Annotated in this window: 26 protein-coding genes; 15 read left to right on the top strand and 11 right to left on the bottom strand. The window is 71.8% G+C overall.

Annotation, left to right across the window (positions count from 1 at the left end; translation table 11 throughout):
* Positions 1-11 precede the first annotated feature (11 nt).
* From dacB to IO20_RS0126920, 7 genes are all read left to right on the top strand, one after another.
* A complete protein-coding gene (gene dacB, locus IO20_RS0126950; protein ID WP_031127718.1) occupies positions 12-1415 on the top strand; it encodes a D-alanyl-D-alanine carboxypeptidase/D-alanyl-D-alanine endopeptidase in 1404 nt (467 codons plus the stop codon).
* A 104-nt stretch (positions 1416-1519) separates the two neighbouring features.
* Positions 1520-2659 (top strand): zinc-dependent metalloprotease, encoded by a 1140-nt coding sequence (locus IO20_RS0126945; RefSeq protein ID WP_030554508.1) that lies wholly within the window; start codon positions 1520-1522, stop codon positions 2657-2659.
* Between the two features lie 208 nt (positions 2660-2867).
* Positions 2868-3866: a tRNA lysidine(34) synthetase TilS gene (tilS, locus tag IO20_RS0126940; protein WP_030554510.1), complete on the top strand. Its 999-nt coding sequence runs from the start codon at positions 2868-2870 to the stop codon at positions 3864-3866.
* A 41-nt stretch (positions 3867-3907) separates the two neighbouring features.
* Positions 3908-4447 carry a hypoxanthine phosphoribosyltransferase gene (gene hpt, locus IO20_RS0126935; protein WP_030219931.1) on the top strand — a complete coding sequence of 180 codons (540 nt, stop codon included), beginning with the start codon at positions 3908-3910 and terminating at the stop codon, positions 4445-4447.
* A gap of 171 nt (positions 4448-4618) precedes the next feature.
* A complete protein-coding gene (gene ftsH / locus IO20_RS0126930) occupies positions 4619-6637 on the top strand; it encodes an ATP-dependent zinc metalloprotease FtsH (RefSeq protein WP_030554512.1) in 2019 nt (672 codons plus the stop codon).
* A gap of 101 nt (positions 6638-6738) precedes the next feature.
* Positions 6739-7344, top strand: coding sequence for a GTP cyclohydrolase I FolE (gene folE, locus IO20_RS0126925; protein WP_030554514.1), 606 nt, complete (start codon positions 6739-6741; stop codon positions 7342-7344).
* 71 nt (positions 7345-7415) lie between these two features.
* The gene (locus IO20_RS0126920) at positions 7416-8411 is read left to right on the top strand and encodes a hypothetical protein (RefSeq protein WP_245685057.1); all 996 of its coding nucleotides are present in this window, start codon (positions 7416-7418) and stop codon (positions 8409-8411) included.
* Positions 8412-8488: 77 nt separating this feature from the next.
* Here IO20_RS0126920 and IO20_RS0126915 read toward each other — a convergent pair whose 3' ends face one another.
* From IO20_RS0126915 to IO20_RS0126890, 6 genes are all read right to left on the bottom strand, one after another.
* Positions 8489-8968, bottom strand: a complete 480-nt coding sequence (locus IO20_RS0126915; protein ID WP_030554518.1) for a DUF3180 domain-containing protein — start codon at positions 8966-8968, stop codon at positions 8489-8491.
* Between the two features lie 59 nt (positions 8969-9027).
* Entirely contained in the window at positions 9028-9627 is a 600-nt protein-coding gene (gene folK, locus IO20_RS0126910) for a 2-amino-4-hydroxy-6-hydroxymethyldihydropteridine diphosphokinase (RefSeq protein WP_030554519.1), read from the bottom strand.
* Positions 9624-9983 (bottom strand): dihydroneopterin aldolase, encoded by a 360-nt coding sequence (gene folB / locus IO20_RS0126905; protein WP_030219916.1) that lies wholly within the window; start codon positions 9981-9983, stop codon positions 9624-9626. Before folB ends, folK begins: the two co-directional genes overlap by 4 nt.
* A gap of 120 nt (positions 9984-10103) precedes the next feature.
* Positions 10104-10622: a nuclear transport factor 2 family protein gene (locus IO20_RS0126900; protein WP_051874703.1), complete on the bottom strand. Its 519-nt coding sequence runs from the start codon at positions 10620-10622 to the stop codon at positions 10104-10106.
* Positions 10619-11479, bottom strand: a complete 861-nt coding sequence (folP, locus tag IO20_RS0126895) for a dihydropteroate synthase (RefSeq protein ID WP_030554523.1) — start codon at positions 11477-11479, stop codon at positions 10619-10621. The genes IO20_RS0126900 and folP overlap by 4 nt, the downstream gene beginning before the upstream one ends.
* A gap of 50 nt (positions 11480-11529) precedes the next feature.
* Positions 11530-13374, bottom strand: coding sequence for a phosphatidylglycerol lysyltransferase domain-containing protein (locus IO20_RS0126890; RefSeq protein ID WP_030554525.1), 1845 nt, complete (start codon positions 13372-13374; stop codon positions 11530-11532).
* Between the two features lie 165 nt (positions 13375-13539).
* Between IO20_RS0126890 and IO20_RS0126885 the strand changes: the two genes are divergently transcribed.
* Positions 13540-14652 (top strand): alpha/beta hydrolase, encoded by a 1113-nt coding sequence (locus tag IO20_RS0126885; protein ID WP_030554527.1) that lies wholly within the window; start codon positions 13540-13542, stop codon positions 14650-14652.
* Between the two features lie 86 nt (positions 14653-14738).
* Here IO20_RS0126885 and IO20_RS0126880 read toward each other — a convergent pair whose 3' ends face one another.
* Positions 14739-15710: an ABC transporter ATP-binding protein gene (locus tag IO20_RS0126880; RefSeq protein WP_030554529.1), complete on the bottom strand. Its 972-nt coding sequence runs from the start codon at positions 15708-15710 to the stop codon at positions 14739-14741.
* A gap of 152 nt (positions 15711-15862) precedes the next feature.
* Here IO20_RS0126880 and IO20_RS0126875 point away from each other — a divergent pair, with 152 nt between their 5' ends.
* From IO20_RS0126875 to IO20_RS0126860, 4 genes are all read left to right on the top strand, one after another.
* Complete coding sequence (locus IO20_RS0126875) at positions 15863-16549, top strand: ABC transporter permease (protein ID WP_030554530.1); 687 nt, start codon at positions 15863-15865, stop codon at positions 16547-16549.
* Positions 16542-17285 (top strand): ABC transporter permease, encoded by a 744-nt coding sequence (locus tag IO20_RS0126870; RefSeq protein ID WP_211270428.1) that lies wholly within the window; start codon positions 16542-16544, stop codon positions 17283-17285. Before IO20_RS0126875 ends, IO20_RS0126870 begins: the two co-directional genes overlap by 8 nt.
* A 19-nt stretch (positions 17286-17304) precedes the next feature.
* Entirely contained in the window at positions 17305-18282 is a 978-nt protein-coding gene (locus IO20_RS0126865) for an ABC transporter substrate-binding protein (protein WP_030554532.1), read from the top strand.
* A 130-nt stretch (positions 18283-18412) separates the two neighbouring features.
* The gene (locus tag IO20_RS0126860) at positions 18413-19549 is read left to right on the top strand and encodes a hypothetical protein (RefSeq protein ID WP_030554533.1); all 1137 of its coding nucleotides are present in this window, start codon (positions 18413-18415) and stop codon (positions 19547-19549) included.
* A 54-nt stretch (positions 19550-19603) separates the two neighbouring features.
* Here the strand turns inward: IO20_RS0126860 and IO20_RS0126855 are convergent, their stop codons facing one another.
* Entirely contained in the window at positions 19604-20746 is a 1143-nt protein-coding gene (locus tag IO20_RS0126855) for an NADH-quinone oxidoreductase subunit D (protein ID WP_030219878.1), read from the bottom strand.
* A gap of 70 nt (positions 20747-20816) precedes the next feature.
* On the bottom strand, positions 20817-21854 hold the full coding sequence (locus IO20_RS0126850; RefSeq protein ID WP_030554535.1) for an SAM-dependent methyltransferase: 1038 nt from the start codon (positions 21852-21854) through the stop codon (positions 20817-20819).
* 97 nt (positions 21855-21951) lie between these two features.
* On the opposite strand from IO20_RS0126850, the gene IO20_RS0126845 reads away from it, so the two are divergent.
* Together IO20_RS0126845 and IO20_RS0126840 are read left to right on the top strand one after the other, a co-directional pair.
* Positions 21952-23154: a sensor histidine kinase gene (locus IO20_RS0126845; protein ID WP_030554537.1), complete on the top strand. Its 1203-nt coding sequence runs from the start codon at positions 21952-21954 to the stop codon at positions 23152-23154.
* Positions 23155-23172: 18 nt separating this feature from the next.
* Positions 23173-23853: a response regulator gene (locus tag IO20_RS0126840; RefSeq protein WP_030554539.1), complete on the top strand. Its 681-nt coding sequence runs from the start codon at positions 23173-23175 to the stop codon at positions 23851-23853.
* Positions 23854-23885: 32 nt separating this feature from the next.
* Here the strand turns inward: IO20_RS0126840 and IO20_RS0126835 are convergent, their stop codons facing one another.
* Positions 23886-24974 carry a DUF5937 family protein gene (locus IO20_RS0126835; RefSeq protein WP_030554541.1) on the bottom strand — a complete coding sequence of 363 codons (1089 nt, stop codon included), beginning with the start codon at positions 24972-24974 and terminating at the stop codon, positions 23886-23888.
* A gap of 147 nt (positions 24975-25121) precedes the next feature.
* Between IO20_RS0126835 and IO20_RS0126830 the strand changes: the two genes are divergently transcribed.
* Positions 25122-25328: a hypothetical protein gene (locus IO20_RS0126830; protein WP_030554543.1), complete on the top strand. Its 207-nt coding sequence runs from the start codon at positions 25122-25124 to the stop codon at positions 25326-25328.
* A 20-nt stretch (positions 25329-25348) separates the two neighbouring features.
* On the opposite strand, the gene IO20_RS0126825 is transcribed toward IO20_RS0126830, so the two are convergent.
* Positions 25349-26503, bottom strand: coding sequence for a threonine aldolase family protein (locus IO20_RS0126825; protein WP_245685056.1), 1155 nt, complete (start codon positions 26501-26503; stop codon positions 25349-25351).
* Positions 26504-26618 lie beyond the last annotated feature (115 nt).

Raw genomic sequence — 26618 nt, 5'->3', positions numbered from 1 at the left:
GCTGGTCAGCAATGCCCGAGCCGAGGATGTGGCAGCTCACGGCGGGCTCCGCCGCCCTCGGACTGGCCCTGGCCGCCGTAGCGGTGACCGCGGCCGGTCCGTGGGACTCGGGTCAGCGTACGGCCGAGCGGGCCCGCGCCGCCGCCCCGCAGGCGGGTGGCGCACATCACGCCCCGGCCCCCGCGCCCGCCCCGCCCCGGCGCCCCGCCCCCGCCCCCAGCGCGCCCGGGGTCCTGACCGCCCTGCACGCCCCCGCCCCCGGCGGGCGCCCGGCGGACCTCGCCGCGCTCCTCGTCCCCCTGCTCGCCGACCCCGGCCTCGGACCGCTCCGCACCGCCTCCGTCGTCGACACCGCCACCGGCGAGCAGCTGTACGGCGAGGGCGCCGGCACTCCCATGACCCCCGCCTCCACGGTCAAGATCGCCACCGCGGCGGCCGCCCTCTCCGCCCTCGGACCCGACCACCGCATCCCCACGACCGTCACCGCGGCCCCCGACGGCCGCACCGTCACCCTCACCGGCGGCGGCGACCCGACCCTCGACCCGGCCCGCCTGAAGGCCCTCGCAGCCGACACCGCACGGGCCCTGAAGAAGCGCGGCCACACCTCCGTACGCCTCACCTACGACACGAGCCTCTACCCGGGCGCCACGCTCCACCCCATCGGCCCCAACGAGAACATCGCTCCCGTCGTCGCCCTCATGACCACCGGGGGCCGCCTCGACGACAGCCGCAGCGGCCCCGCACCCCGCACCGCCGACCCGGCGGGCGACACCGCCAGAGCCTTCGCCGCCCTCCTCACCGAGGCCGGGACCAAGGTCACCGGCGAGCCCACACCCGGCCGCGCCCCGAAGGCCGCCCCCCTCGCCCGTACCGAATCGGCCCCCCTCAACGACCTCGTCGAGCGCACCCTCACCCACAGCGACAACGACCTCGCCGAAGCCCTCGCCCGGCAGACCGCCCTCGCCAGGAAGCAGCCCGCGAGCTTCGACGGCGCCGCCAGGGCCGTACATGACGAACTCGCCCGGCTCGGCCTCCCCGTCGCCGGAGCCCGCTTCGCCGACGGCAGCGGACTCGACCGCCGCGACCGCGTCTCCGCCGCCCTCCTCACCGCCCTCCTCACCCGGGCGGCCGACCCCGCGCATCCCGCCCTGCGCCCCCTCCTCACCGGACTGCCCGTCGGCGGCTTCACCGGCACCCTCGCCGACCGCTTCGGCACCGCACCCGCCACCGCGGGCGCCGGACTCGTCCGCGCCAAGACCGGCACCCTCACGGGCGTCAACACGCTCGCCGGCACCGTCGTCACCGCCGACGGCCGCCTCCTCGCCTTCGCGTTCCTCGCCGGCCGCACCCTCTCCCCGTACGAGGCGCAGCCCGCCCTCGACCGCCTCTCCGCGGCCCTCGCCGGACAGCGCTGACCACGCACCGACCACCCGCGGGACCCCCGGCCGCCCCCACCCCACCCGTGTCCGACCCGCCCCGAACCCTCACCGAACAGGCGCCGAGACCGTACGGTTGACACATGACGAGCATCGGTGGCGCAGGCACATCCGGGATGGTCGACTGGAACCTCGCGGTCGCGACCGCGACCCGCCTCGTGCGGCCCGGACCCGAAGTCAGCCGCGACGAGGCCCGCGAGGTCGTCGCCGAACTCCGCAGGCACGCCAAGGCCTCGGAGGAACACGTCCGCGCCTACACGCGGATGATCCCCGAGGGCACGGAACCGCACGACACCCCCGTCCTCGTCGTCGACCGGGCCGGCTGGATCAAGGCCAACGTCGCCGGCTTCCGCGAACTCCTCACCCCGCTCATCGGCAAGATGCAGGAACGCCGCTCCGCCACCCCCGGCAGCGCCGTGCTCGGCGCCGTCGGCGGCAAGGTCACCGGCGTCGAACTCGGCATGCTCCTGTCGTTCCTGGCCTCCCGCATCCTCGGCCAGTACGAGACCTTCGCCCCCGCCACCCGCGAACTCCCCGCAGGCGCCAACGGCGGCGGACGGCTCCTCCTCGTCGCCCCCAACATCGTCCACGTCGAACGCGAACTCGACGTCAACCCGCACGACTTCCGCCTCTGGGTCTGCCTCCACGAGGAAACCCACCGCACCCAGTTCACCGGCGTCCCCTGGCTCCGCGACCACCTCCAGGGCGAGATCCAGTCGTTCCTCGCCGCCACCGACGTCGACCCCGGCACCGTCGTCGAACGCCTCCGCGAAGCCGTCCAGGCCCTCGCCGGCGGACGCCCCGAAGGCGAGGAGGGCGAACCCTCCCCGTCCCTCGTCGAACTCGTCCAGACCCCCGAACAGCGCGAGATCCTCGGCCGCCTCACCGCCGTCATGTCGCTCCTCGAAGGCCACGCCGACTACGTCATGGACGGCGTGGGCCCCCAGGTCGTCCCCACCGTCGCCGAGATCCGCGAGAAGTTCCAGGCACGAAGGGCCCGCGGCGCCTCCCGCCTCGACCTCGCCCTCCGCAAGCTCCTCGGACTCGACGCCAAGCTCCGCCAGTACCGCGACGGCGAGCGCTTCGTACGCGCCGTCGTCGACCAGGTCGGCATGGACGGCTTCAACCGCGTGTGGACCTCCCCCAACACGCTTCCCACCAAGACCGAGATCGCCGCCCCCGCCGACTGGATCGCGAGGGTGCACCGTAAGGCAGACTCCTGAGACGGGTGCGGCAGACGACACGGGGACACGTCGGAACAGCCCACCAATCACCCATCCGAGGGACCCTGAGCATGGGGTGAGGCGTGCAATGCTCGGGTAACGGCCGGGTTTCTGTCACCATCGACGCACTCTGAGTGACCGAACCCCCCTTTCCGACCGTTAAGACTCCGACCGAGGCACCCCACCCCCATCACGAAGGGCACCGGACATGGGTCCCCATCCTGCGGTCGCGGCGATACGCCTGGCGGTCCGCCGCGTACTCCACGACGTCCTCACCGAACACACCACCGGCGACGAACCGCTCGTGCTCGTCGCCTGCTCCGGAGGCGCCGACTCGATGGCGCTCGCCTCCGCCCTCGCCTTCGAGGCCCGCAAACTCCCCCTGCGCGCCGGCGGCATCACCGTCGACCACGGACTCCAGCACGGCTCCGACACCCGCGCCGACGACGTCGCCGGACGCATGACCGCCCTCGGCCTCACCCCCGTCGAGGCCGTCGCCGTCACCGTCGGCCGCGAAGGAGGCCCCGAGGCCGCCGCCCGCGACGCCCGGTACGCGGCCCTCGACGCCGCAGCCGAACGCCACGGAGCCGCCGCGGTCCTCCTCGGCCACACCCGCGACGACCAGGCCGAAACCGTCCTGCTCGGCCTCGCCCGCGGCTCCGGCATCCGCTCGCTCTCCGGCATGGCCGCCGTCTCCGGCGCCGCCGGACGCTACCGGCGCCCCTTCCTCCAGCTCGACCGCCAGACCGTCCGCAAGGCCTGCGTCGCACAGGAACTCGCCGTCTGGGACGACCCCCACAACAGCGACCCCGCCTACACCCGCTCCCGGCTCCGCCACGAAGGCCTCCCCGCCCTCGAGAAGGCCCTCGGCAAAGGCGTCGTCGAAGCCCTCGCCCGAACGGCCCAGCTCTCCCGCGACGACGCCGACGCCCTCGACACCTGGGCCGCCGACGCCGAGACCTCCGTACGCGACGAGGCGGGCGCCCTCGAATGCGCCAAGCTCTTCGGCCTGCCCCCCGCCGTACGCCGCCGCGTCCTGCGCCGCGCCGTCATCGCCGAGGGCGCGCCCGCCGGCTCGCTCTTCGCCCGGCACATCGAAGAAGTCGACCGGCTCATCACCGGCTGGCGCGGCCAAGGGGCCATCAACCTGCCCGGTCGCGTCGAAGCCCGTCGGCAGGGTGGCAGACTGGTCATCCGGCAAGGCTGACGCACGCTGCAACGAAAGTGACCCGGGTGAACGAGAAGGACATGGGCACCGACCTCCAGTCGGTGCTCATCACCAAGGAAGAGATCGACGCCAAGCTGGCAGAGCTGGCCGCGAAGATCGACGCGGAATACGCGGGCAAGGACCTGCTCATCGTCGGCGTCCTCAAGGGCGCCGTGATGGTGATGGCGGATCTGGCTCGCGCCCTTTCCACCCCCGTCACCATGGACTGGATGGCCGTCTCCTCCTACGGCGCCGGCACCCAGTCCTCGGGCGTCGTCCGCATCCTCAAGGACCTCGACACCGACATCAAGGGCAAGCACGTCCTGATCGTCGAGGACATCATCGACTCCGGCCTGACGCTGTCCTGGCTGCTCTCGAACCTCGGCTCGCGCGAGCCCGCCTCCCTCGAGGTGTGCACGCTCCTGCGCAAGCCCGAGGCCGCCAAGGTCGCGATCGACGTCAAGTGGATCGGCTTCGACATCCCCAACGAGTTCGTCGTCGGCTACGGCCTCGACTACGCCGAGAAGTACCGGAACCTTCCGTTCGTCGGCACGCTCGCCCCGCACGTCTACGGCGGCTGAACATCCGCCCGTACGGGGAACCCCGGCCGCCTTCCCCCCGTTGAACCACGGGAAGGCGGTCGTCGGCGTCGATGCTGAGGTACCGTCCGAAGAACAGCTTTTTCACACTGCAGCTCTCACAGCAGCATTTTCCTACGGGCAGGAGGGACGGAGCGTTCTCGCTCCGTATGGATGGACGTGAAGCGATACTTCCGTGGGCCGGTCATGTGGATCGTGCTGGCCGTCCTCGCCGTGGTCGTGCTGATGCAGGTCGTCGGCTCGTCCGAGGGCTACAAGACGGTGGACACCGGCAAGGTCGTCCAGGCGATCGACAAGAACCAGGTCAAGCAGGCAAAGGTCACCACCGGTGACGAGCAGATCATCAAGATCGAGCTCATCGACGGCCAGAAGATCGACAAGAGCAGCAAGGTCCAGGCCAGCTACATCGGCAGCCAGGGCGTGGACATCGCCGACAAGCTCCAGGAGAAGTTCGAGGCCGGGCAGATCGAGAAGGGCTACACCGTCTCCCCGACGAAGCAGTCGCCCTTCGTCTCGATCCTGCTCTCCCTCCTGCCCTTCGTCCTCATCGTGGTCGTCTTCCTCTTCCTGATGAACCAGATGCAGGGCGGCGGCTCCCGCGTCATGCAGTTCGGCAAGTCCAAGGCGAAGCTGATCACCAAGGACACGCCGAAGACCACCTTCGCCGACGTCGCCGGCTCGGACGAGGCCGTCGAGGAACTCCACGAGATCAAGGAATTCCTCCAGGAGCCCGCGAAGTTCCAGGCCGTCGGAGCCAAGATCCCCAAGGGCGTCCTGCTCTACGGCCCGCCCGGAACCGGCAAGACGCTCCTCGCGCGCGCCGTCGCCGGCGAGGCCGGCGTGCCCTTCTACTCGATCTCCGGCTCCGACTTCGTCGAGATGTTCGTCGGCGTCGGTGCCTCCCGGGTCCGCGACCTCTTCGAACAGGCCAAGGCCAACGCGCCCGCCATCGTCTTCGTCGACGAGATCGACGCCGTCGGACGCCACCGCGGTGCCGGCCTCGGCGGCGGCCACGACGAGCGCGAGCAGACCCTCAACCAGCTCCTCGTCGAGATGGACGGATTCGACGTGAAGGGCGGCGTCATCCTGATCGCCGCCACGAACCGGCCCGACATCCTCGACCCGGCGCTCCTGCGCCCCGGCCGCTTCGACCGGCAGATCGCCGTCGACCGTCCGGACATGCTGGGCCGCCTGGAGATCCTCAAGGTCCACCAGAAGGGCAAGCCGGTCGCCCCGGACGTCGACCTCGGCGCCGTCGCCCGACGCACCCCCGGCTTCACCGGCGCGGACCTCTCCAACGTCCTCAACGAGGCGGCGCTCCTCACCGCCCGTTCGGACAAGAAGCTGATCGACAACCACTCGCTGGACGAGGCGATCGACCGTGTGGTCGCGGGCCCGCAGAAGCGGACCCGGATCATGTCGGACAAGGAGAAGAAGATCACCGCGTACCACGAGGGCGGACACGCCCTGGTGGCGGCGGCCTCGCCGAACTCCGACCCCGTCCACAAGATCACCATCCTGTCCCGCGGCCGTGCCCTGGGCTACACGATGGTCCTGCCGGACGAGGACAAGTACTCGACCACGCGCAACGAGATGCTCGACCAGCTGGCCTACATGCTGGGCGGCCGCGCTGCCGAGGAGCTCGTCTTCCACGACCCGACCACGGGCGCGGCGAACGACATCGAGAAGGCCACCGCCACGGCCCGTGCGATGGTCACGCAGTACGGCATGACCGAGCGTCTCGGCGCCATCAAGTTCGGTGGCGACAACACCGAGCCGTTCCTCGGCCGTGAGATGGCGCACCAGCGCGACTACTCGGAAGAGGTTGCGGCGCTGGTCGACGAAGAGGTCAAGAAGCTCATCGAGACCGCGCACAACGAGGCCTGGGAGATCCTCGTCGAGAACCGTGACGTCCTCGACAACCTGGTCCTCGCCCTTCTGGAGAAGGAGACGCTGGGCAAGGAGGAGATCGCCGAGATCTTCTCCACCATCGTCAAGCGCCCGGCCCGCCCGGCCTGGACCGGCTCCAGCCGCCGTACCCCGTCCACGCGTCCGCCGGTGCTCTCCCCCAAGGAGCTGGCCCTGACGAACAGCGCGAACGGCTCGGCGACCCCGACGGTCGACACCACGAAGGGCATCGAGATCGCCCCCGTGGAGACTCCCGAGGACTGACGCCCCCGGCACCCCGGAATGGCTGCCGCGCCCCCACAGGTTCTAGCCTGTGGGGGCGCGGCTATTTCGCGCGCACACAGTCAGACGGAACGAGGCACAGGATGACCGACCCGGTGACGCTGGACGGCGAGGGCACGATCGGCGTATTCGACGAAAAGCGCGCCGAGAACGCCGTACGAGAGCTCCTCATTGCGGTCGGCGAGGACCCGGACCGCGAGGGTCTGCGGGAGACGCCGGCGCGGGTGGCGCGGGCGTACAAGGAGCTTTTCGCGGGGCTGTGGCAGAAGCCCGAGGATGTTCTGACGACGACGTTCGACCTGGGCCACGATGAGATGGTCCTGGTGAAAGATATCGAACTGACGTCCCAATGTGAACATCATTTGCTGCCATTTCACGGCGTAGCTCACATTGGATATATTCCGGCTGAATCGGGCAAAATTACCGGCCTGTCGAAGCTGGCCCGCCTCGTGGACGTCTTCGCCCGCCGTCCGCAGGTGCAGGAGCGCCTGACCACGCAGATCGCCGACTCGCTGATGCGCATCCTCGAAGCCCGTGGTGCGATCGTCGTTATCGAGGCCGAACACATGTGCATGGCGCTGCGTGGCGTCCGTAAGCCGGGCGCGAAAACGACCACCTCGGCCGTACGTGGTCAACTTCGTGACGCTACTACACGCGCTGAGGCTATGTCCCTGATATTGGCCCGTTAGTAGCGGGCTGCCCGCCTTGCTCCATACCGTCCCCGATCAGTGGAGTTGATCACTGAGCAAGGGGGATCGGTATGGGGTACGGGCCGACCAGCAAGATGCTGGTGAACCTGGTGGACGGCTGCGTCCCGGCGAGGGGCGTGGCTACGGGCAGCGCGATGTGGACGCTGGACGGCGACCGGACGGTGCAGACCACGGTCGTGGGCGTGACAGCGGTGAAAGCGCGTGCCGCTGTCGAGGTGGTCACGGACCACATGACCTTCACCGTCAGTCCGGATCTGCTGCTCTTCACACCGGCCGGCTGGGTGCACGCGGCTGACGCCGTGGGAACGACGGTGGCCTGGACCCATGCGCGGAAGCTGTGCCGGGAACGGCCGACGATCAGGCCGGGGTACGAGTTCGGCTATTTTGTCGGGGCTACGTGCGCTGACGGAACCGTCTACAAGAACTACGTGTCCTTGATCGTCAACGACGAGGGTTTCGCTTCCCGGTATGCGGCCGCTTTGACCGCCAGCACAGGGCTGCTCGCTCGCCTTGAGGCCGTGACCCGGCCGTCTGGCTACCTGAAGCGGGACTTGCCGGGCTTCCGGGTGCGGGTCGTGTCTTCGTACCTCTCCGACGCTATGCGGCACTACGTGGGAGGCGATGCCCACCATATGCGGCAAGGCTTTCCGCGTGTGGTGTTGAGGGACCCCGTCACTTTCCAAGGCTTCCTCGACGGGTACATCGACGGGGACGGCTGTGACCTCAAACACGGCTGGGGCCGCATCATCACCAGCGCCAACGCGCCGTTTCTGACCGAGCTGGCGCAGGTCATCGGTGCGCGGTTCACGCCGTCAAGAAAGCGTGGGTTGGTCTCGCAGCTCTATGTCTCGAATCGCTGGGAGAGTCGCGGTACCTTCATCCCCGAGCACCACCCCATCGAACCGCCCGAATCCTCCTGGGTCCAGGTCCAAGAGGTCCGTCCCCGCCCCGCCCTCGGCACCAAGCCCTTCACTTTCTACAGCTACAGGCTGGCCCCGTACCCCACCTTCCTGGTGAACGGGCACCTCGCTCGCGAGGCCTGGTGACGGCCGCGTTCCGGTATCTACGCTGACCCCCACCGGACCGGCGACAGGGCGGTGGGACCGGGAGCAGGTCAAGGCGTTCAGGCCGCCGGCGCCCGGTTCTCGTCGTCGTCCTCGGGGAGCTTGCAGACGCGTTCGAGGAAGAGGGCCGCGGCGATGACGCCGATGCCCGCCGCGACCGCGAAGGCCGCGTAGAGGGCCTGGTCGCGGCGGGCCGGGACGTCCAGGAAGGCGAGGAGGTAGACGCCCGTGCCGCCGTACATGCCGGCGACGAGGGCGGCCACCAGGGCGCTCGCCTGGCCGAAGACGACCGCGCGGGCCGCCATCAGGGGTTCGACGCCCTTGGCGCCGGGACGGCGCTCGCGCTGGGCCTTGAGGCGGGCGCGGATCGAGAGGGCGGTCGCGGTGAGGACGGCCGCGATCACGGCGAGGACGATGGGCGCGGCGATCGGCACGCTGGGGAGAGTGCCGACCGAGTCCCAGAGGCGGGCGGCACCCCAGGAGAGGATGCCGGCGACGAGGAACAGTCCGGCGAGCACCTTGAGCCGCAGTTGTTTCACCGGATGTCCTTCGCGTGGTCGTCGGTCGCGTTTGTGGCGTCTGCCACGAAGCGTAACGACTACTCGGGCAGACGGAGTTCCAGGTCGGTACGGGGAGTGACGCCCGTGCTGCCGACGGCGGTGAGGAGGGCCGCGACCGGGCCGTGGCCGGTGAGCTGGGCGTCGGGGTCGACGTCGTGCCAGGGGGCGAGGACGAAGGCGCGCTGGTGGGCGCGGGGGTGCGGGAGGGTGAGGACGGGGTCGTCGGAGACCACGTCCGCGTAGGCGACGATGTCGACGTCGAGGGTGCGGGCGCCCCAGCGCTCCTCGCGGACGCGGTGGAAGGCCTCCTCGACGGCGTGGGCCCGCTCCAGGAGGGAGGAGGGCGGCAGCGTCGTCTTCACGAGGGCGACCGCGTTGAAGTACGCGGGCTGGGTGCCGGGCTCGACGCCCCACGGCTCCGTCTCGTACACGGGGGAGACGGCCTTGACCCGGAGGCCCGGGGTGTCGGCGAGGGCGTCGACGGCCCCCTGGAGGGTCTCCAGGCGGTTGCCGAGGTTGGCGCCGAGGGCGAGGACCGCCCAGCGGGGGTTGGACAGGGTCACATCGGCCGCGTCGACGGTGGCGACGACGGAGGCCGGTACGGGCTGGACGGTGGGGTCGCTCTGCGTCGGCTTCATCGTCGGCTCCGGGTGATCGTGATGGTCACGTCGTCGAAGGGCACGGTGATGGGCGCGTCCGGTTTGTGGACGACGACTTCCACCTCCTGGACCCCGGGGTGGCTGAGGCATTGCTGGGCGATGCGCTCGGCGAGGGTTTCGATGAGGTCGACGGGTTCGCCCTGGACGACGTCGACGACCTCTTCGGCGACGATCCCGTAGTGCACGGTCTTCGTCAGGTCGTCGTCGGCGGCGGCCGGGCGGGTGTCCAGGCCGAGGACCAGGTCCACGATGAAGGTCTGGCCCTCCTCGCGCTCCTTGGGGAAGACGCCGTGATGGCCCCGGGCCTTGAGGCCGCGCAGCGCGACACGATCCACGCGAATCACTCCTGCTGTCGTAGTTCGGTGGCCACGCAGCCGGGTGCGGACGGCCGGGTGTCCGCCATCGAATCTACCTGCGGGCACCGACAGCGCTTGCCCGTGGGGGCCGTGGGCGGGTCAGGAGGGGGGTTCGGCCTCGTCGGTGCCGGGCCCGCCGTCCTCGGTCTCCCCGGTCTCCGCAAGGACGGGGGAGGCGTGGTGGGACCAGATCTTCCAGCCGTCGGGTGTGTGGCGGAACACATTGGTGGCGACGACGAGCTGGCCGACGAGGGGGCCCAGCGCGTCGCCGTCCTCGGCGGGGCCGCCGCTGAGGATGTTCTCGGTGCAGGTGACGACGGCGGTGGGTCCCGCGAGGGAGATCTTCAGGTCGGTGAGGAAGAACTGGATGTACTCGGTGTTCGCCATGATCAGCGCGTACGAGCGGAGCACCTCGCCGCGGCCGGTGAGGACGGGCCAGCCGGGGTGGACGCAGGTGATGGGAGTGGCTCCGTCGTCGAGCCAGAGGTCGCAGACGCCTTCGAAGTCGCCGGATTCCATCGCTTCGTAGAAGGCGGTGTTGGCGGCTTCGACGGCCGTCTCCTCGGCGGTGCGGGCCTTCGGGGGCTCCTCCCAGTCGTTCCTTTCGTCCCTGCTCACGCGGCTCCTTCGACGGCCCGGGCGACGCGTACGGCGTCGGCGGTGGCCCTGACCTCGTGGACCCGGACGGCCCACGCGCCCGCGTGGGCGGCCAGGGCGGAGACGGCGGCGGTGGCGGCGTCGCGTTCGCGGGCGGGAGGCGGGGAGGCGCCCTCGCGGGCGAGGACGTGGCCGAGGAAGCGTTTGCGGGAGGCGGCGACGAGGAGCGGCCTGCCGAGGGCGCGGAGCTCGGGGAGGTGGGCGACGAGGGCGAGGTCGTGGGGGGCGAGCTTGGCGAAGCCGAGCCCGGGGTCGACGACGATGCGCTCGGGGTCGATCCCGCCGGCGACGACGGCGTCCAGGCGGGTGCGGAGTTCGGCGAGGACCTCGGTGACGACGTCGTCGTAGACGGCGAGGCTGTTCATGTCCTGGCTGAATCCGCGCCAGTGCATGACGACGAAGGGGACTTCCGCGGCGGCGACGGCGGGGACCATCGCGGGGTCGGCGAGCCCGCCGCTGACGTCGTTGACGAGGACGGCGCCGGCTTCGACGGCGCGGGCGGCGACGCGGGCGCGCATGGTGTCGACGGAGACGGTGACGCCTTCGGCGGCGAGGCCGCGGACGACGGGGACGACGCGGCGGAGTTCTTCCTCCTCGTCGACGCGGGTGGCGCCGGGGCGGGTGGACTCACCGCCGACGTCGACGAGGTCGGCGCCTTCGGCGACGAGGTCGAGGCCGTGTTTGACGGCGGCCGTGGTGTCGAACCAGCGGCCGCCGTCGGAGAAGGAGTCGGGCGTCACGTTGACCACGCCCATGACCGCGCAGCGGTCCCACTCCGGCAGGCCCCGGGCCGTACCCCTGTCGATCGTCGTACTCATGTGTCCAGCGTAGGGCCCAGGGGTGAGATCGGGCCGCGCGGATTCCCCGGTCAGGCCGCGCGGACCTCGCGCTCGGCGGGCGCGGGGACGATGTGGGCGCAGGGCCGGGGGGCGGTCGCGGGGCGTCGGCGGGTGAGGGGCCGGGGCAGGGAGAGGTTCAGGAAGCCTTCGGCCTGCAGGGCGGCGAAGCCGATGCGGGGGAGGTCGCGGCTGGTGCGGTAGACGACGAAGCGGGGTTCCCAGCGTGGCCGGAACTTGGCGTTGAACTTGTACAGCGATTCGATCTGGAACCAGCGGGAGAGGAAGACGAGGAGTCCGCGCCAGACGCGCAGGACGGGTCCTGCGCCGATCTTCTCGCCGCGGGCGAGGGCGGAGCGGAACATGGCGAAGTTGAGGGAGACGCGGTGGATGCCCAGGCCGGGGGCGGCCTGGAGGGCGGCGACGATGAGGAGCTCGTTCATGCCGGGGTCGGCGGAGCGGTCGCGGCGCATGAGTTCGAGGGACATGCCGTCCGGGCCCCAGGGGACGAAGTGGATGATCGCCTTCAGGTCGCCGTAGGGCGAGTCGGGGGCGTCGCCGTCGTCCTTCTTGTGGGCGGTCGCTATCACGGCGTCGCCGTCGCCGGGGGCGCCGATGCGGCCGAGGGCCATGGAGAAGCCGCGTTCGGTGTCGGTGCCGCGCCAGTCGGCGGCGGCGTGGCGGACGTGGGCGAGTTCGGCGTCGTCGAGGTCACGGACGCGGCGGACCTGGGTGGTGTAGCCGTTGCGTTCGATGCGCTTGACCATCTGTCGGACGTTGCGCATGGCCCGTCCGGAGAGGGAGAAATCCGCGACGTCGACCACCGCCTCGTCGCCGAGTTCGAGGGCGTCGAGGCCGGTCTCGCGGGTCCAGACCTGGCCGCCGGTCTCGGAGCAGCCCATGACGGCGGGGGTCCAGGAGTGGGCCTTGGCCTCGTCCATGAAGCGTTCGATGGCGCCCGGCCAGGCCTCGACGTCGCCGATGGGGTCGCCGCTGGCGAGCATGACGCCGGAGACGACGCGGTAGCAGACGGCGGCCTTGCCGCTGGGGGAGAAGACGACGCCCTTGTCGCGGCGGAGGGCGAAGTGGCCGAGGGAGTCGCGTCCGCCGTGCTGGTCGAGGAGGGCGCGCAGCCGGTGTTCGTCCTCGTCGGTGAGGCGGGCGGCGGGGTGCTCGGGGCGGAAGGCGAGGTAGATGGTGGTGAGGGCGGTGAGCATGCCGAGGGCGCCGAGGGAGTAGCCGACGGTCCAGTCCACGCCGTTGCTGTAGGCGACGGGGCCTTCGACGCCGAAGAGTCCGTACAGGACGTGTTCGAGGCGGTCGGCGAGGCTGGGGCTGCCGAGGACGCGGCGCGGGTGGGCGCTGACGATGACGAGGCCGAGGGCGATGGATCCGCCGCCCATGACGACGAAGTTGGCGAGTGCGCGCCAGCGGCTCCGGGGGTCGGGCAGGGCGGCGAACTCGCCCCGGTGGCGCAGGAGCAGGGCGAGGAGTACGAGGGAGAGGAGGGCGCCGAGGACGGAGTGGCGCCAGACGAACTGGGCGGCGGCGCCGAGCGGGAGGAGGACGACGGCGGCCCGCCAGGCGCGGCGCTTGTGGCGCTTGAGGCCGTGGGCGAGCAGCAGGAGGAGGACGCCGGCGCTGAGGGAGAGGGCGGCGGAGAGGGGGCCGAGGGTGCCGGGGAGGACTTCCGCGAGGGCGTGCATGCGGCTGGCGCGGAAGCGGGGGAAGACGCCGGCGGCGATGTCGATGAGGCCGATGAGGGTGCAGGCCGTGCCGACGAGCGCGGGGACCTTCTCGGGGCGCGGCCCGCGGAGAATCCGACGTACCCGAACCGGAACCAATCCTGATTTGTCCCCATCTTGCGTGACAGACATGGCTTCCCGTGCTTCCCGTGGTCCTGCGGAGGGTCTTTGACTCCGGTCGGGCCCTGCGGCGCGTTCGGCGGGCCGTTCCGGCTGGTGCGCCTTCTAGGACGGAGCAGTGCGGAGTCGGGTTCATCGGTTCACAGGAAATTCTCGGAAAGAAGGCTCGGTCGTCCCATGGGTCTCACCAGCAGCAAAGTCCTCGTGGTGGCGGTCACGCTGGCCGTGGCGCTGTTCGTCGCCACGGTGTGGCTGTGGCCGCGCCTCGCACGCCGCGGCTGGCGGGCGTACGCGGGGCGGGTGGGGCTGCTTCTCGTGACGCAGGTGGCGCTGTTCGCGGCGGTGGGTCTGGCGGCGAATCGTTCCTTCCTCTTCTACGGCTCGTGGGCCGATCTGTTCGGCCAGGAGCAGGAGATGGGCGTGGTCGTCGATCACGCGGACGGCTCGAAGGACGTACGGGTGGTGGGGACCCAGGCGCTCGACGTGCCCGGCGGCGGGCATCCCGCGACCGGCGGCCAGATACAGAAGGTCGTGGTGGCGGGGGAGCGGTCGGGGATCGTCTCGCCGGCCTATGTGTACCTGCCCCCGGAGTACTTCCAGGAGCGCTACGCGAAGCGCACCTTCCCGGCCTCGGTGGTGCTCACGGGGTATCCGGGGACGGCGGAGAACCTGATCAAGGGGCTGAGGTACCCGAAGACCGCGTACCTCCAGGCGAAGGAAGGGCGGATGCAGCCGATGATCCTGGTGATGCTGCGTCCGACGGTGGCGCCGCCGCGGGACACCGAGTGCGTGGACGTGCCCGGGGGGCCGCAGACGGAGACCTTCTTCGCCCAGGACCTGCCGAAGGCGGTCTCGGAGACGTACCGCGTGGGAACGAAGCCCCGGAACTGGGGGTTCATGGGCAACTCCACAGGCGCGTACTGCGCGCTGAAGATCGCCCTGCACCACCCGGACCGGTTCGCGGCGGGGGCGGGGTTCTCCGCGTACTACCGGGCGGCGGAGGACGTGACGACGGGCGACCTCTTCCACGGGGACGACCGGCTGCGGAAGCGGGCGGACCTGTTGTGGAGCCTGGATCATCTGCCGCAGGGGAGGACGTCGTTCCTGGTGACGACGTCGAAGCAGGGCGAGGACAACCGGCGGGGCACGCTGGAGTTCATCAAGAAGGTGAAGAGCCCGGCGCGGGTCTCGTCGATCACGCTGGACAGCGGCGGCCACAACTTCAACACGTGGAACCGGGAGATCCCGCCGGGGATGGTCTGGATGGGCGGCAAGCTCAGCGCGACCTGACGCCTGCGCGAAGGACGCCTGCTCGAAGGGGGCGGAGCGCCTGCTCCAGGTGGCGGAGGCGCACTGCTCCACGGCGGCGGAGGCGCCTACTCCACGGTGGCCCGGCGCAGGGCGCGGTGGACGCCCTCCGGGGTGAGGACACCGACCGGGCGGCCGTCGTCTCCGGTGACCGTGAGCCGTCCGGTGTCGTGCTGGAGCAGCGCGGCGAGGGCGTCCTTGAGGGAGGTTCCGAGGGGTACGGGGTCGGGGGCGCCGTCCGTGCCACCTGGCTTCTCCAGGGGTACGGGGTCGAGGTCGGCCTCGGTGACGGGCGTGACGGCGAGCCGCTTGAGGCCGCGGTCGCTGCCGACGAAGTCCGCGACGTACGGCGTGGCGGGGGAGCCCAGGACGGTCGCGGGGGCGTCGAACTGCTCGATGCGGCCCTGCCCGTAGACGGCCATGCGGTCGCCCATGCGGACGGCCTCCTCGATGTCGTGGGTGACGAGGAGGACGGTCTTGCGGACGGTGGCCTGGAGGGCGAGGAACTCGTTCTGCAGGCGCTCGCGGACGACGGGGTCGACGGCGCCGAAGGGCTCGTCCATGAGGAGGACGGGCGGGTCGGCGGCGAGGGCCCGGGCGACGCCGACGCGCTGACGCTGGCCGCCGGAGAGCTGGGCGGGATAGCGGGAGCCGTACGTGGCCGGGTCGAGGCCGACGAGGTCGAGGAGTTCGGCGGCACGCGCGCGTGCCGCGGCCTTCTTCCAGCCGAGGAGGGCGGGGACGGTCGCGGTGTTGTCGAGCACGGTGCGGTGGGGGAAGAGCCCGACTTGCTGAATCACGTAGCCGATTTTTCGGCGCAGGGCGACGGGGTCGACGCCGGAGATGTCCTCGCCGTCGACGAGGACGCGTCCTGAGGTCGGCTCGACGAGCCGGTTCACCATCATCATCGTGGTCGTCTTGCCGCAGCCGGACGGGCCGACCAGGGTGACGAGTTCGCCTTCGGCGACCTCGAAGGAGAGGTCGTCGACGGCTGTGGTGCCGTCCGCGTACCGCTTGGTCACGTGCTCGAACCGGATCATGGTTCCCCATTCTGTCCCCTGGACACCGGGGGCGTGTGAAGGGCGTGTTGCCGCATTGTGGCGGGTCTCGGGGATTGTCGGTGGCGGGGGTTAGGGTCGTCACACATGCGTTCGGAAGATCGACGACATCGACGGCCCCGGGGGGAGGACGGATGAGCGCACCGAACTGTCTGGTCACGAACGACTGGATCTGCGGGGAGTATCTCCGCACCCGCTCCGCGGAGTTGGCGGACGCCACGCTCCAGCATGTGGGAATCACGGTCGTCTCCGTGCTGATCGCGCTCGTCGTCGCGGTGCCGCTCGCGCTGCTCGTCCGGGCCAGGCCCCGGTTCGCGGGACCGGTCCTGGGTCTGACCACCCTGCTCTACACGGTTCCGTCGCTCGCCATGTTCTCCCTGCTGCTGCCCTTCTTCGGACTGTCGGCGGCGCTCGTGGTCACCGGCCTCGTGCTGTACGCGCTGACGATCCTCGTGCGGAACACCCTGGCGGGCCTCGCTGCGGTGCCCGCCGAGACGCGCGAGGCCGCCCGGGGCATGGGGTACGGCTCGCTGCGGCTGCTCTGGCAGGTCGAGCTGCCGCTCGCGCTGCCGGTGCTGATGGCCGGCATACGGATGGCGACGGTCTCCACGATCGCGCTGACCACGGTCGGTTCGGTCGTCGGCCGCGGCGGCCTCGGCAACCTCATCGAGGACGCGCTGCCGACCTTCTTCAAGGCGCAGATGCTCGCGGCATCGGTGCTGTGCGTGCTGCTCGCCGTCGCCGCCGACCTGCTTCTCCTGGGACTCCAGCGGCTGCTGACGCCGTGGACCCGGATACGCACCGCGCCGGGAGGTGGGTGAGACGGTGGTCGTGACGGACGCCTGGGGCTGGCTCACCACCGGCGCGCACTGGACGGGCGAGGAGGGGATCGGGCGGCGCCTCGCCGAGCACGTGTACGTGAGCGGGGCGGCGCTGCTGATCGCGGCGGCGCTGGCGCTGCCGCTGGGGCTGTGGCTCGGGCATATCGGCCGGGGCGGGGCGCTCGCGGTGAACGTGTCGAACGTGGGGCGGGCGATCCCCGTCTTCGCCGTCCTCGCCCTGTTCATGGTGTCGCCCCTGCGGAACGCCGGCTATGTGCCGACCGTCGTGGCCCTGGTGCTGTTCGCGATACCGCCGCTCCTCACCAACGCGTACGTGGGGATGCGGGAGGTCGACCGGGCCGCGGTGCGGGCCGCGCGGGGCATGGGGATGACGGGCGGCCAGCTCTTCCGGCAGGTCGAACTCCCCCTCGCCCGGCCGGTGGTGATGACGGGGGTGCGCTCGGCGGCGGTACAGGTGGTCGCCACGGCGACGGTCGCGGCGATGGTGGGCCAGGGCGGACTGGGCCGGATCATCACGGCCGGCTTCGCCACGTACGACACCGCGCGGGTCGTCGCGGGCGCCGTGCTCGTGGCCCTGCTGGCCCTCCTGGTGGAGGGCGTGCTCGTGGGCGTGGACCGGCTCATCGGACGACGCGCAGGACCGAAGCGCTCAAAACGGAAGCCTGCAGGACCGAAGCGTGCAGAACCGAGACGTACAAGAGCGATCAGAAGCTGACTGGGAATTGGGTGATCTCGTGAACAGGGTCTCGCGTATCGCGGGCGCGGTGCTGGGTACGACGGCGCTGACCGTCGCGCTCGCCGCGTGCGGCGGTGACAGCCTGGAGCAGGGCAAGGAGAAGGGTTCCGGGAGCGCAGGACTCCCCGGCGCCGGATCGCTGGTGGTCGGCGCGGCCGCCTTCACCGAGGCCAAGGTCCTCGCCGAGCTGTACGCGCAGGTGCTGCGGGACGCCGGATACTCCGTGTCCATCACCACCGTGAAGAATCGCGAGCTGTACGAGCCCGCCCTCGAGAAGGGCGAGATCGACGTCATACCGGAATACGCGGCGACGATCGCGGAATTCCTCAACGTGAAGGTGAACGGGCCGAAGGCGCCGGAGGAGAAGCCGGTCGCGTCCGGTGACGCGGCGGCCACGGTCGAGGCGCTGCGGAAGCTCGCCGCACCGCGCGGTCTGAAGGTGCTGGCGTTCGGCGAGGCGGTCGATCAGAACGCGTTCGCGGTGACGAAGGAATTCGCCGAGAAGAACAAGCTGAAGACGCTTTCCGATCTCGGCCGCGCGAAGCTGAAGGTGAAGATCGCCGCCGGTGACGAATGCGCGGTACGGCCGTTCTGCGCGCCGGGTCTGAAGAAGACGTACGGCATCGACGTGGCCGGGATCGACCCCAAGGGTGTCGGCACCCCGCAGGCCAAGCAGGCGGTCAAGGACGGGGTGGACCAGCTCGTCCTGACGACCACCACGGACGCCACGATCGACAGTTACGGCCTTGTCTTCCTGGAGGACGACAAGGACCTGCAGAACGCCGACAACGTGCTGCCCGTGGTCAATGCGAAGGACGCGGGCGCCCCGGAGATAGCCGCCGCCCTCGACAAGATCACCAAGGCGCTGACCACAGCGGATCTCGCCGAACTCAACCGCAAGGTGGACGCCGAGCGGGCGAAGCCGGAGGACGTCGCCAAGGAGTACCTGACGGCGAAGGGGCTGCTCAACAAGTAGGCGACGCGTGAGGGGAGTCGGCCCGAAACGGAACCGGAACGACGGATTTCCACTTCTGATGGCGAGAAGTGGCCAAGAGATTGCCGGGCCGACGCCCCACACAGCCCCTACGCACGGTAAATTTCAGGCCATGCCACGTGGACGCCACCGCCATTCCCCGCCTCTGCACAAGCTGCTGCCGCCCTCCGCGGTCGCCGGCGCCGCGGTCGTGTGCGCCGCCGCCGCCTGGCTGCCCGGCGATCTGCTGGTCGTGCGCCTGCTCGCCGTGGCGGCGGCGGTCGCGGCCGTCACCGGTGCCGTCCTCATGCGCAGTTGGGACCGGGGCGCCGGCCTGAGGGTCGCCGAGCTCGACCGGGCCCGCACCGCCGACCAGTGGAAGGCGGAGGAGCGGCTCGCCGAGCTGGAGTCCGACCTGGAGGAGTCCCGCGCGCTGCGCTCCCGGCTCGACGCCAAGCTCCGCGCCAAGCGCGTGGAGCTCGCCGGGCTGCGCGGTGAGCACGCCGACCTGCTCCGCCGGTACGCCACGGCGGAGACCGAGCGGGCCAGCGCCCTCGAAGGCCGTCGCGTCCTCGCCCTGGAGACGACGGACAAGGAGTCCGGCGCCGGGTCCGGCGCGGCCTCCGCCGCCAGGGCGCTGCCGGCCGGTGGCTCCACGCCCACCCCCGAGGCCTACCGCCGCGCCGCCCAGGCGCTGCGTGACCTCCCGCGCAACGCCGCCGCGCAGCAGGCCCGCCGTACCGCGGAGGCGGCACGCGCGCGTGACCTCGCCGAGCGGGCCCGTGAGACGGAGGAGCCGCAGGGGAAGCACGCGGCGGCCGCCGGATCCGAGCAGCACTCCCGCCCGGCCGCCCCCGCCCTCGCGCTCCCGCCGGCCGTGCCCGTCCCGCCCGCCTCCACGCGGGTGCCGGCGGTGCCGACCGCGACCGCGATCGTCCCGTACGCGGCGCGCAGGCCCGTCCCGCGCCCCGAGGGCGGCTTCGACTTCTTCGGCACGCAGAAGGCGGCGGCGGCCATCGAGGCCGTACAGAACACGGACCTCGCCGACGTCGTGGGCGAGGAGGTCCTCGAAGAGGTCCTGGCGGCCCGGACGGCGCTCGGCACCCCGCTCCTCACCCCGGTCGTCACCCCCGGCGGCACCGCGGGCAACCCGCTCGCCCCGGGCGCCGCGGCCCCGTCCCAGGCGGTCGGCCACGTCATCGACCTGACCGCGCACGACGAGACCGAGCAGCTCGACCTGGCCGAGCTGCGCGGAGCGGTCAACTCCTGACGAACCGGGAGGGCCGACGAGCCGGCTCCGCTGCCCGGCTCCTCGGCCGCCCGGTCACTTGTCGATGTCGCCGACGACGAAGAACAGCGACCCCAGGATCGCCACCATGTCCGCGACGAGCGTCCCGGGCAGCAGCTCGACGAGCGCCTGGATGTTGTTGAACGAGGCCGAGCGCAGCTTCAACCGGTACGGGGTCTTCTCGCCCTTCGACACCAGGTAGTAGCCGTTGACGCCGAGCGGGTTCTCGGTCCACGCGTACGTGTGGCCCTCCGGCGCCTTGAGCACCTTCGGCAGCCGCTGGTTGATCGGCCCCGGCTGCAGCTCCGCCATCCGGTCGAGGCAGGCGTCCGCCAGGTCCAGGGAGTTGTGCGTCTGGTCGAGCAGGCACTCGAACCGGGCCAGGCAGTCGCCCTCCTCGCGCACGGCGACCCGCAGGGTGTCCTGGAGTTCCCCGTAGGCGAGGTACGGCTCGTCGCGGCGCAGGTCGAAGTCGACGCCGGAGGCGCGGGCGATGGGACCCGACACGCCGTACGCGTGGACCGCGGCCGGGGACAGGACGCCGACCCCGCGCGTACGACCCCGGAAGATCTCGTTGCCGAGGACCAGCCGGTCGTACACGTCCATCCGTGAGCGCACGTCCGCGACGGCCTGCCGCGCCCGGCCGAGCCAGCCCGCGGGCAGGTCCTCCTTGAGGCCGCCCACCCGGTTGAACATGTAGTGCATCCGGCCGCCGGAGACCTCCTCCATCACCGCCTGGAGCTCCTCGCGCTCCCGGAAGGCGTGGAAGACCGGGGTGATCCCACCCAGTTCGAGGGGGTACGAGCCGAGGAACATGAGGTGGTTGAGGACCCGGTTCAGCTCGGCGAGGAGCGTACGGGTCCACACCGCGCGCTCCGGGACCTCCATGCCCAGCATCCGCTCGACGGCCATGACGACGCCCAGCTCGTTGGAGAAGGCGGACAGCCAGTCGTGACGGTTGGCCAGCATGATGATCTGCCGGTAGTCCCGCGCCTCGAAGAGCTTCTCGGCGCCGCGGTGCATGTAGCCGATCACCGGCTCGGCCTGCCGGACGACCTCGCCGTCGAGCACGAGCCGGAGCCGGAGCACACCATGGGTCGAGGGATGCTGCGGCCCGATGTTCAGCACCATGTCGGTGCTCTCCGCCGCGCCGCCGATGCCGACCGTCGTCTCCGTCATGCGGCCAGTATCCCCTGCGCCCCGAACCCGGGAAGTCCTGCCCACGAAGCCGCGGAGGCGGACCGTGGGGTCAGTTCGGCGCGGGGACCCGCTGGGTCAGCCAGAGGAAGTCGCCGAGACCGCCGCGGGCGGTGAGTTCGGCGGCCTCGCCGGCGGCGGCGAGCGCGCGGACGTACCCGGCGGGATCGGTCGAGGCGAGCGCGAGCGGCGGCCGCTCCCCGGACACCCCGAGCCGCCGCAGCGCCTCCCGCTGGGTGAGCAGCTCGGCCGCGGGAAGCCCCGGGCCCGCCGCCCCGGACGCCCGCACGTGGCCCTCGCCGACCCGGCCGCCCGCCGGGTCCGGGCCCGCGCAGGCGTCCATGGCCACGTGGGCGGTCAGGTCGCAGCTGCCGTCAGGGACCGGCGGGACCTCGCGGCCCGCGCGGAAGCCGGTCAGGGAGCCGAAGGGCGGCCGGGAGTCCCGTACGTGCGCGTAGTCCACGGCCACCGCCCGGCCCGCCGCAAGCGAGGCCACCGCCGCCGCCCAGGCCTCGTCCCGCGGCCGGCCGATCTCGGCCCGCGCACCAGGCTCCCGCAGCGGCCACCAGCGGGCCAGCCACTCCGCGTCAGGGCCCGAGACGGGCGCGCCGAGCCGCTCGGCGCCGTCGGCGCGGACCTCCACGTACCGGACCGTGCCCTCCGCGTCCGCCTCGGCCACGTCCACCGGCACGTTGTCGAGCCACTCGTTCGCGAAGAGCAGCCCCCGTACCCCCCGGGGCGGCCGGTCGGTCCAGACGACGCGGTCGTCGAGCCCGGCCGGGCGGGCGGCACGCTCGACGGCGTACGCCCGAACGGTGAGGCCGCTGCCCTCCGTCGCTGCGAGCACCCCCGCGAGCAGCTCACCGCGGCCCGCGCCGACGTCCACGAGGTCGGCCTCCGCCGTCCCCAGCTCCTCCGCGACCTCGTGGAGCAGCCGCGCCACGGCCGCCGCGAAGAGCGGCGAGGCGTGCACCGAGGTGCGGAAGTGCCCCGCGGGCCCCTCGGGGCGCAGATAGAAGCCTCCGGGGCCGTACAGCGCCCGTTCCGTGGCCTGGCGCCACCCCTGCCACTGACACGTCTCATCCGTCACGGGCCCCAGTCTCCACCCCGGGGAGTACGGGTCCCGTGTCAAGGATCGACCCCACGGTTGATCCGTGTGCCTGCCCCTCTTCTTTACTCTGGGTGACGTGCAGCGCCTCTACGACTTCATCCGCAGACACCCGACGGGCGTCGACACCTTCTGGGCCGTCGTCCTCCTCGGGCTGTCCCTGCTGTGGGTGGGGTCCTCGGACCCCGAGAGCGGGAACCTCGTCGGGTACGGCGTCGTCTCCGCGCTCTACTCCCTGGTGGTTGCCCTGCGGCGGCGCGCCCCCGAGAAGATGCTGCTCCTCGCGGTCGGCCTCGGGGTCGCGCAGCTCGGCTTCGGCCTGATGCCGTTCATCGCCGACTTCGCCATGCTCGTGATCGTCTTCACCGTCGCGGCGCACGACGGAGCCCGCTGGGCGTCCCGTCTCGCGCTCGCCGGCGGCCTCAGCGCCTCCACGCTCTCCCAGCTGAGATGGCCCATGGAGGAAGCCGGGTCCGGCGCCGCCAAGGTCTTCTTCACGGTGATCATGACCGTGCCGTTCGCGCTCGCCTGGGTCCTCGGCGACTCGCTCCGCACCCGCCGCGCCTACTTCGCGCAGCTGGAGGAGCGGGCCTCCCGCCTGGAGAAGGAGCGCGAGGCCCAGGCCAAGGTCGCGGTCGCCGCCGAGCGGGCCAGGATCGCCCGCGAGCTGCACGACGTCGTCGCGCACAACGTGTCGGTGATGGTCGTGCAGGCCGACGGCGCCGCCTACGTCATGGACTCCTCCCCGGAAACCGCCAAGCAGGCCCTGGAGACCATCTCCACCACGGGCCGGCAGGCGCTCGCCGAGATGCGCAGACTCCTCGGCATCCTGCGCACCGGTGAGCACCAGGAGGCCGGGGAGTACGTGCCGCAGCCGGACGTGAAGCAGATCGAGGACCTCGTCGAGCAGGTGCGCGGGGCCGGTCTCACCGTGGACTTCGCGATCGAGGGGAGCCCGCGCCCGCTGCCCAGTGGCGTCGAGCTCACCGCGTACCGGATCGTGCAGGAGGCCCTCACGAACACGCGCAAGCACGGCGGTCCCGATGTCGGTGCCGCCGTCCGGCTGGTCTACTTCGACGACGGCCTCGGGCTGCTCGTCGAGGACGACGGCCGGGGCGCGCCCCAGGAGATGTACGAGGACGGGGGCGCCGACGGCCGGGGCCATGGTCTGATCGGCATGCGGGAGCGGGTCGGCATGGTCGGCGGCACGCTGGACGCGGGACCGCGTCCCGGCGGCGGCTTCCGCATCAGCGCACTGCTTCCCCTCAAGCCCGCTCACTGACGACCCCGAAGGAATCAGATGTCCATCCGCGTGATGCTCGTCGACGACCAGGTGCTCCTGCGTACCGGTTTCCGCATGGTGCTGGCCGCCCAGCCGGACATGGAGGTCGTGGCGGAGGCGGGCGACGGGGTCGAGGCCCTGGAGGTGCTGCGCGCGACGGCGGTCGACGTCGTCCTCATGGACGTGCGCATGCCCAAGCTCGACGGGGTGGAGACGACCCGGCGGATCTGCTCGCAGCCGGACGCCCCGAAGGTGCTGATCCTGACGACGTTCGACCTCGACGAGTACGCGTTCTCGGGTCTGAAGGCGGGCGCGAGCGGCTTCATGCTGAAGGACGTGCCCCCGGCGGAGCTGCTCGGGGCGATCCGCTCGGTGCACAGCGGGGACGCCGTGGTGGCGCCTTCGACGACCCGCCGGCTGCTCGACCGCTTCTCGCCGATGCTGCCGTCGACGGGCACGGAGACCCGGGCCGTCGACAGCGCTCTCGCTCGGCTCACGGACCGGGAGCGTGAGGTGATGATGCTCGTCGCGCAGGGCCTGTCGAACGGCGAGATCGCCGCCCGGCTGGTCCTGTCGGAGGCGACGGTGAAGACCCACGTCGGCCGGATCCTGACCAAGCTGGGCCTGCGCGACCGCGTCCAGGTCGTCGTCCTCGCGTACGAGTCGGGGCTCGTCCGGGCGGGCGGCGGCGCGGTGTAGGGCCCGCCCTTCCCCCGTGCGCGCCTCGCCGGCTACCGCAGCACCGACTCCAGGAAGTCGCTGCCGAGACGGGCGACGACGGAGACGTCGAGCTGGTGGAGCACGTACCGGCCGCGGCGCTGGGTGGTGAGCAGCCCGGCCTTCTTCATGACGGCGAGGTGCCGGGAGACCTCGGGGGCGCTGATGTTGTACGCGTCGGCCAGCTCGCTCGTCGTGTTCGCGCCGCGGGCCAGGCTGCGGCAGAGCCGCATCCGCATGGGGTGGGCGATGGCCTCCAGGCGCAGTTTGACCAGTTCGGTGGCGGCGGCGCCGCCGAGGTCGCCCGCGGGCACCGGGTACTGGACGACCGGCTGCCAGCCGGGCGCGTGCAGCGCGAAGAGGTGCGGCCAGCCGAAGGCGGTCGGCAGGAACGTCACACCGGTGCCCTCGGCGCTCGTGTACCCCTGGACCAGCTTGTCGACGACGATCCGGGACCCCCGCTCGTCCTCCTCCAGGGCCATCGCGGGCGAGGCAGCGGAGACGGCGTCGGCGAGGCCCTTGCGGCGCATCAGCTCGGTCTTGTGGCGGGCGTCGGCGGCGAGCTGGATGCCGACCCGGCGCCAGGTGTCGGCGAAGAAGGCCTCCTCGCAGTCCTCGAGGAGCCGCCGGATCCACGCGCGCGTGCCGGGCGGGTCGGCCAGCATCCGCTCCACGAAGGCGGTCTGCCGGGGCCCGCGCGCGGCGGCCAGGTCGAGGGCGCGGCGGCGCATCCGCTCGTCGACCAGCGGAGAGGGGGCACCCTGCGTGTACTTGCTGTTGCAGGAGATCTCCAGGGCGGAGCCGACGAACTTCTCGTCGTCCATGCGGTCGAGGTCGTCCAGTTCCTCGGCGAGGGTCTCCCGGGGCCGCGCGGGCAGCAGGATGTCGGAGCGGGTGGAGTTCCACATGAAGTCGGCCTCGTGGAGCCGGTCCGCCAGCTCGGGCTTGAGGGCGGCGGAGGTCGTGGTCGTCCAGGCGTGGAGCCGGGGGTGGTGCGTGGGCTCGGCGAGGGCGTGCAGGGCGGCGCCCAGCTCGGCCAGGGGCGAGGGGCAGAAGACGATGCGCTCCTGCGGCAGTCCGGTGATGTCGATGGTCACGCTCACCCGTCCATGGTGAGGGGTGCGGCGGGGGTGGTGTCGCGCCGTTTGACGAGGGCCGTCAATCGACGTGCCGGGAGGGCCGCGGGCGCCGTTTGACGGGTGCGGTCAATCGGCGCGCGAGGGGGCCGGGGTGCGGCGCACGGTGAGGCCATGAACGCGCTGCATCAGTACCTCTTCGACACGTACCGCGCCGCTCGGCTCGGTGAGCCGGCGCCCCCGGCGCCCGGCACCCATGACATCGCCGTCCTGCGGGCGGTCCGCGAACGGCGCCGCTTCGAGCGGGTCCTGGCGGGCCGCCGGGCGCGGGGCCGCCTCGGCACGGCCCTGCGGCACCGCTGGCGCGGGGGCGCACCCTGACCCGGCCGGGAGGCCGGTGCTCAGCCCTCGACGCGGGTCAGGAAGTCCCGTACCGCCGCCCTCACGTCGTCCGCCGTCCACTCCAGGCCGGGCTCCGCCACCGTCAGCTCGGTCACGGCGACCCCCGGCGGACCGCCCGGGTCCGGGGTGAACCAGCGGCGGAAGAGAACCGTGCCGGTGGCCTCGGTCTGGGCGAGGGCCGCCGCCGTCAGGCTCTCGGCGTCGTACGGCAGCCAGACCTGGAACTGGTGGGTGTGCGGGGTCTCCGGGTGGACCCGGAACCAGCCCGTGCCCGCCTCCTCGAACGCCTCCCGCACCGCGTCGGCCACCACGCGCGCGTGGGCCACGTACGAGGGCAGCCGAGGCAGCTCGACGTCCAGGCCACGGAGCGCGGAGAGCGCCGCCGGGTACTGCTGGAAGACCAGGCCCCCGTACCTGTGCCGCCAGACCCGGGCCTCGGCCATGACGTCCTCGGGGCCGGCGAGCGCGGCGCCGGACAGTCCGCCGAGGGACTTGTAGAACGAGACGTACACGCTGTCGGCGAGCCCCGCGATCTCCGCGAGCGGACGGCCGAAACGCGTCGGGCACTCCCAGAGCCGCGCACCGTCGAAGTGGACCACCGCGTCCCGCTCCCGGGCCGCCTCCACCACGTCGGTCAGCTCGTCCCAGGACGGCAGGACGAAACCGGCGTCCCGCAGCGGCAGCTCCAGCATCAGCGTGCCGAAGGGCTCCGGATGGTCCCGTACCTCCTCGGCCGTCGGCAGCCGGGGCGCGTCGGTGGGGTGGACCGTACGGAGCCCGGAGACGGCCCCGAGCGCGCCGCCCTCGTGGACCTCGGGGTGGGCGAGCGGATGGAGGGCGACGACGGAGCTGCCGGTCCGGCCCGCCCAGCAGCGCAGCGCCACCTGCTGGGCCATGGTGCCGGTCGGGAAGAAGACGGCGGCGGGGTGTCCGAGCAGCTCGGCGACGCGCTGCTCCAGCTCCTCGACAGGCCCGTCCCCGTAGACGTCGAGCGGCCCCTCGGCGCGGCCCGACGCCTCCGTCCAGTCGGCGAGCTCACGCAGGCGCGTGCCCACCGTGCCGTCCATCGGGGTGTGCCACAGCTTGCGGTCGGCGCCGCCCCAGACCTTCGCCCGACGGAGCCGGACCGCTTCCTCGTCCACAGAGGTCTCCACAGAAGTCTCCACAGAAGTCTCCACAGGATTCTCCGCAGGGCTCGCAGGTTTCATGGGCCGATCATCACACCACCACCCACACCCTGTGGACAGCCACGGAACAGCGCGAAACGCT

It is taken from the genome of Streptomyces exfoliatus (genome assembly GCF_000725545.1).
In the GTDB taxonomy this organism is placed as follows: domain Bacteria; phylum Actinomycetota; class Actinomycetes; order Streptomycetales; family Streptomycetaceae; genus Streptomyces; species Streptomyces exfoliatus.
Note: the sequence above shows the minus strand (reverse complement) of the source record. Positions and strands in the feature narration are given on the sequence as shown.

Bases quoted from the DNA above. Each gene is read 5' to 3' on its own strand.
- IO20_RS0126875 (WP_030554530.1), top strand. From the start codon at position 15,863: ATGAGCGCACCGAACTGTCTGGTCACGAACGACTGGATCTGCGGGGAG.
- IO20_RS0126920 (WP_245685057.1), top strand. From the start codon at position 7,416: ATGGGGTACGGGCCGACCAGCAAGATGCTGGTGAACCTGGTGGACGGC.
- IO20_RS0126840 (WP_030554539.1), top strand. From the start codon at position 23,173: ATGTCCATCCGCGTGATGCTCGTCGACGACCAGGTGCTCCTGCGTACC.
- tilS (WP_030554510.1), top strand. From the start codon at position 2,868: ATGGGTCCCCATCCTGCGGTCGCGGCGATACGCCTGGCGGTCCGCCGC.
- IO20_RS0126830 (WP_030554543.1), top strand. From the start codon at position 25,122: ATGAACGCGCTGCATCAGTACCTCTTCGACACGTACCGCGCCGCTCGG.
- IO20_RS0126890 (WP_030554525.1), bottom strand. From the start codon at position 13,374: ATGTCTGTCACGCAAGATGGGGACAAATCAGGATTGGTTCCGGTTCGG.
- IO20_RS0126945 (WP_030554508.1), top strand. From the start codon at position 1,520: ATGACGAGCATCGGTGGCGCAGGCACATCCGGGATGGTCGACTGGAAC.
- dacB (WP_031127718.1), top strand. From the start codon at position 12: ATGCCCGAGCCGAGGATGTGGCAGCTCACGGCGGGCTCCGCCGCCCTC.
- folE (WP_030554514.1), top strand. From the start codon at position 6,739: ATGACCGACCCGGTGACGCTGGACGGCGAGGGCACGATCGGCGTATTC.
- folP (WP_030554523.1), bottom strand. From the start codon at position 11,479: ATGAGTACGACGATCGACAGGGGTACGGCCCGGGGCCTGCCGGAGTGG.
- folK (WP_030554519.1), bottom strand. From the start codon at position 9,627: ATGAAGCCGACGCAGAGCGACCCCACCGTCCAGCCCGTACCGGCCTCC.
- hpt (WP_030219931.1), top strand. From the start codon at position 3,908: ATGGGCACCGACCTCCAGTCGGTGCTCATCACCAAGGAAGAGATCGAC.
- IO20_RS0126860 (WP_030554533.1), top strand. From the start codon at position 18,413: ATGCCACGTGGACGCCACCGCCATTCCCCGCCTCTGCACAAGCTGCTG.
- ftsH (WP_030554512.1), top strand. From the start codon at position 4,619: ATGGACGTGAAGCGATACTTCCGTGGGCCGGTCATGTGGATCGTGCTG.
- IO20_RS0126885 (WP_030554527.1), top strand. From the start codon at position 13,540: ATGGGTCTCACCAGCAGCAAAGTCCTCGTGGTGGCGGTCACGCTGGCC.
- IO20_RS0126855 (WP_030219878.1), bottom strand. From the start codon at position 20,746: ATGACGGAGACGACGGTCGGCATCGGCGGCGCGGCGGAGAGCACCGAC.
- IO20_RS0126880 (WP_030554529.1), bottom strand. From the start codon at position 15,710: ATGATCCGGTTCGAGCACGTGACCAAGCGGTACGCGGACGGCACCACA.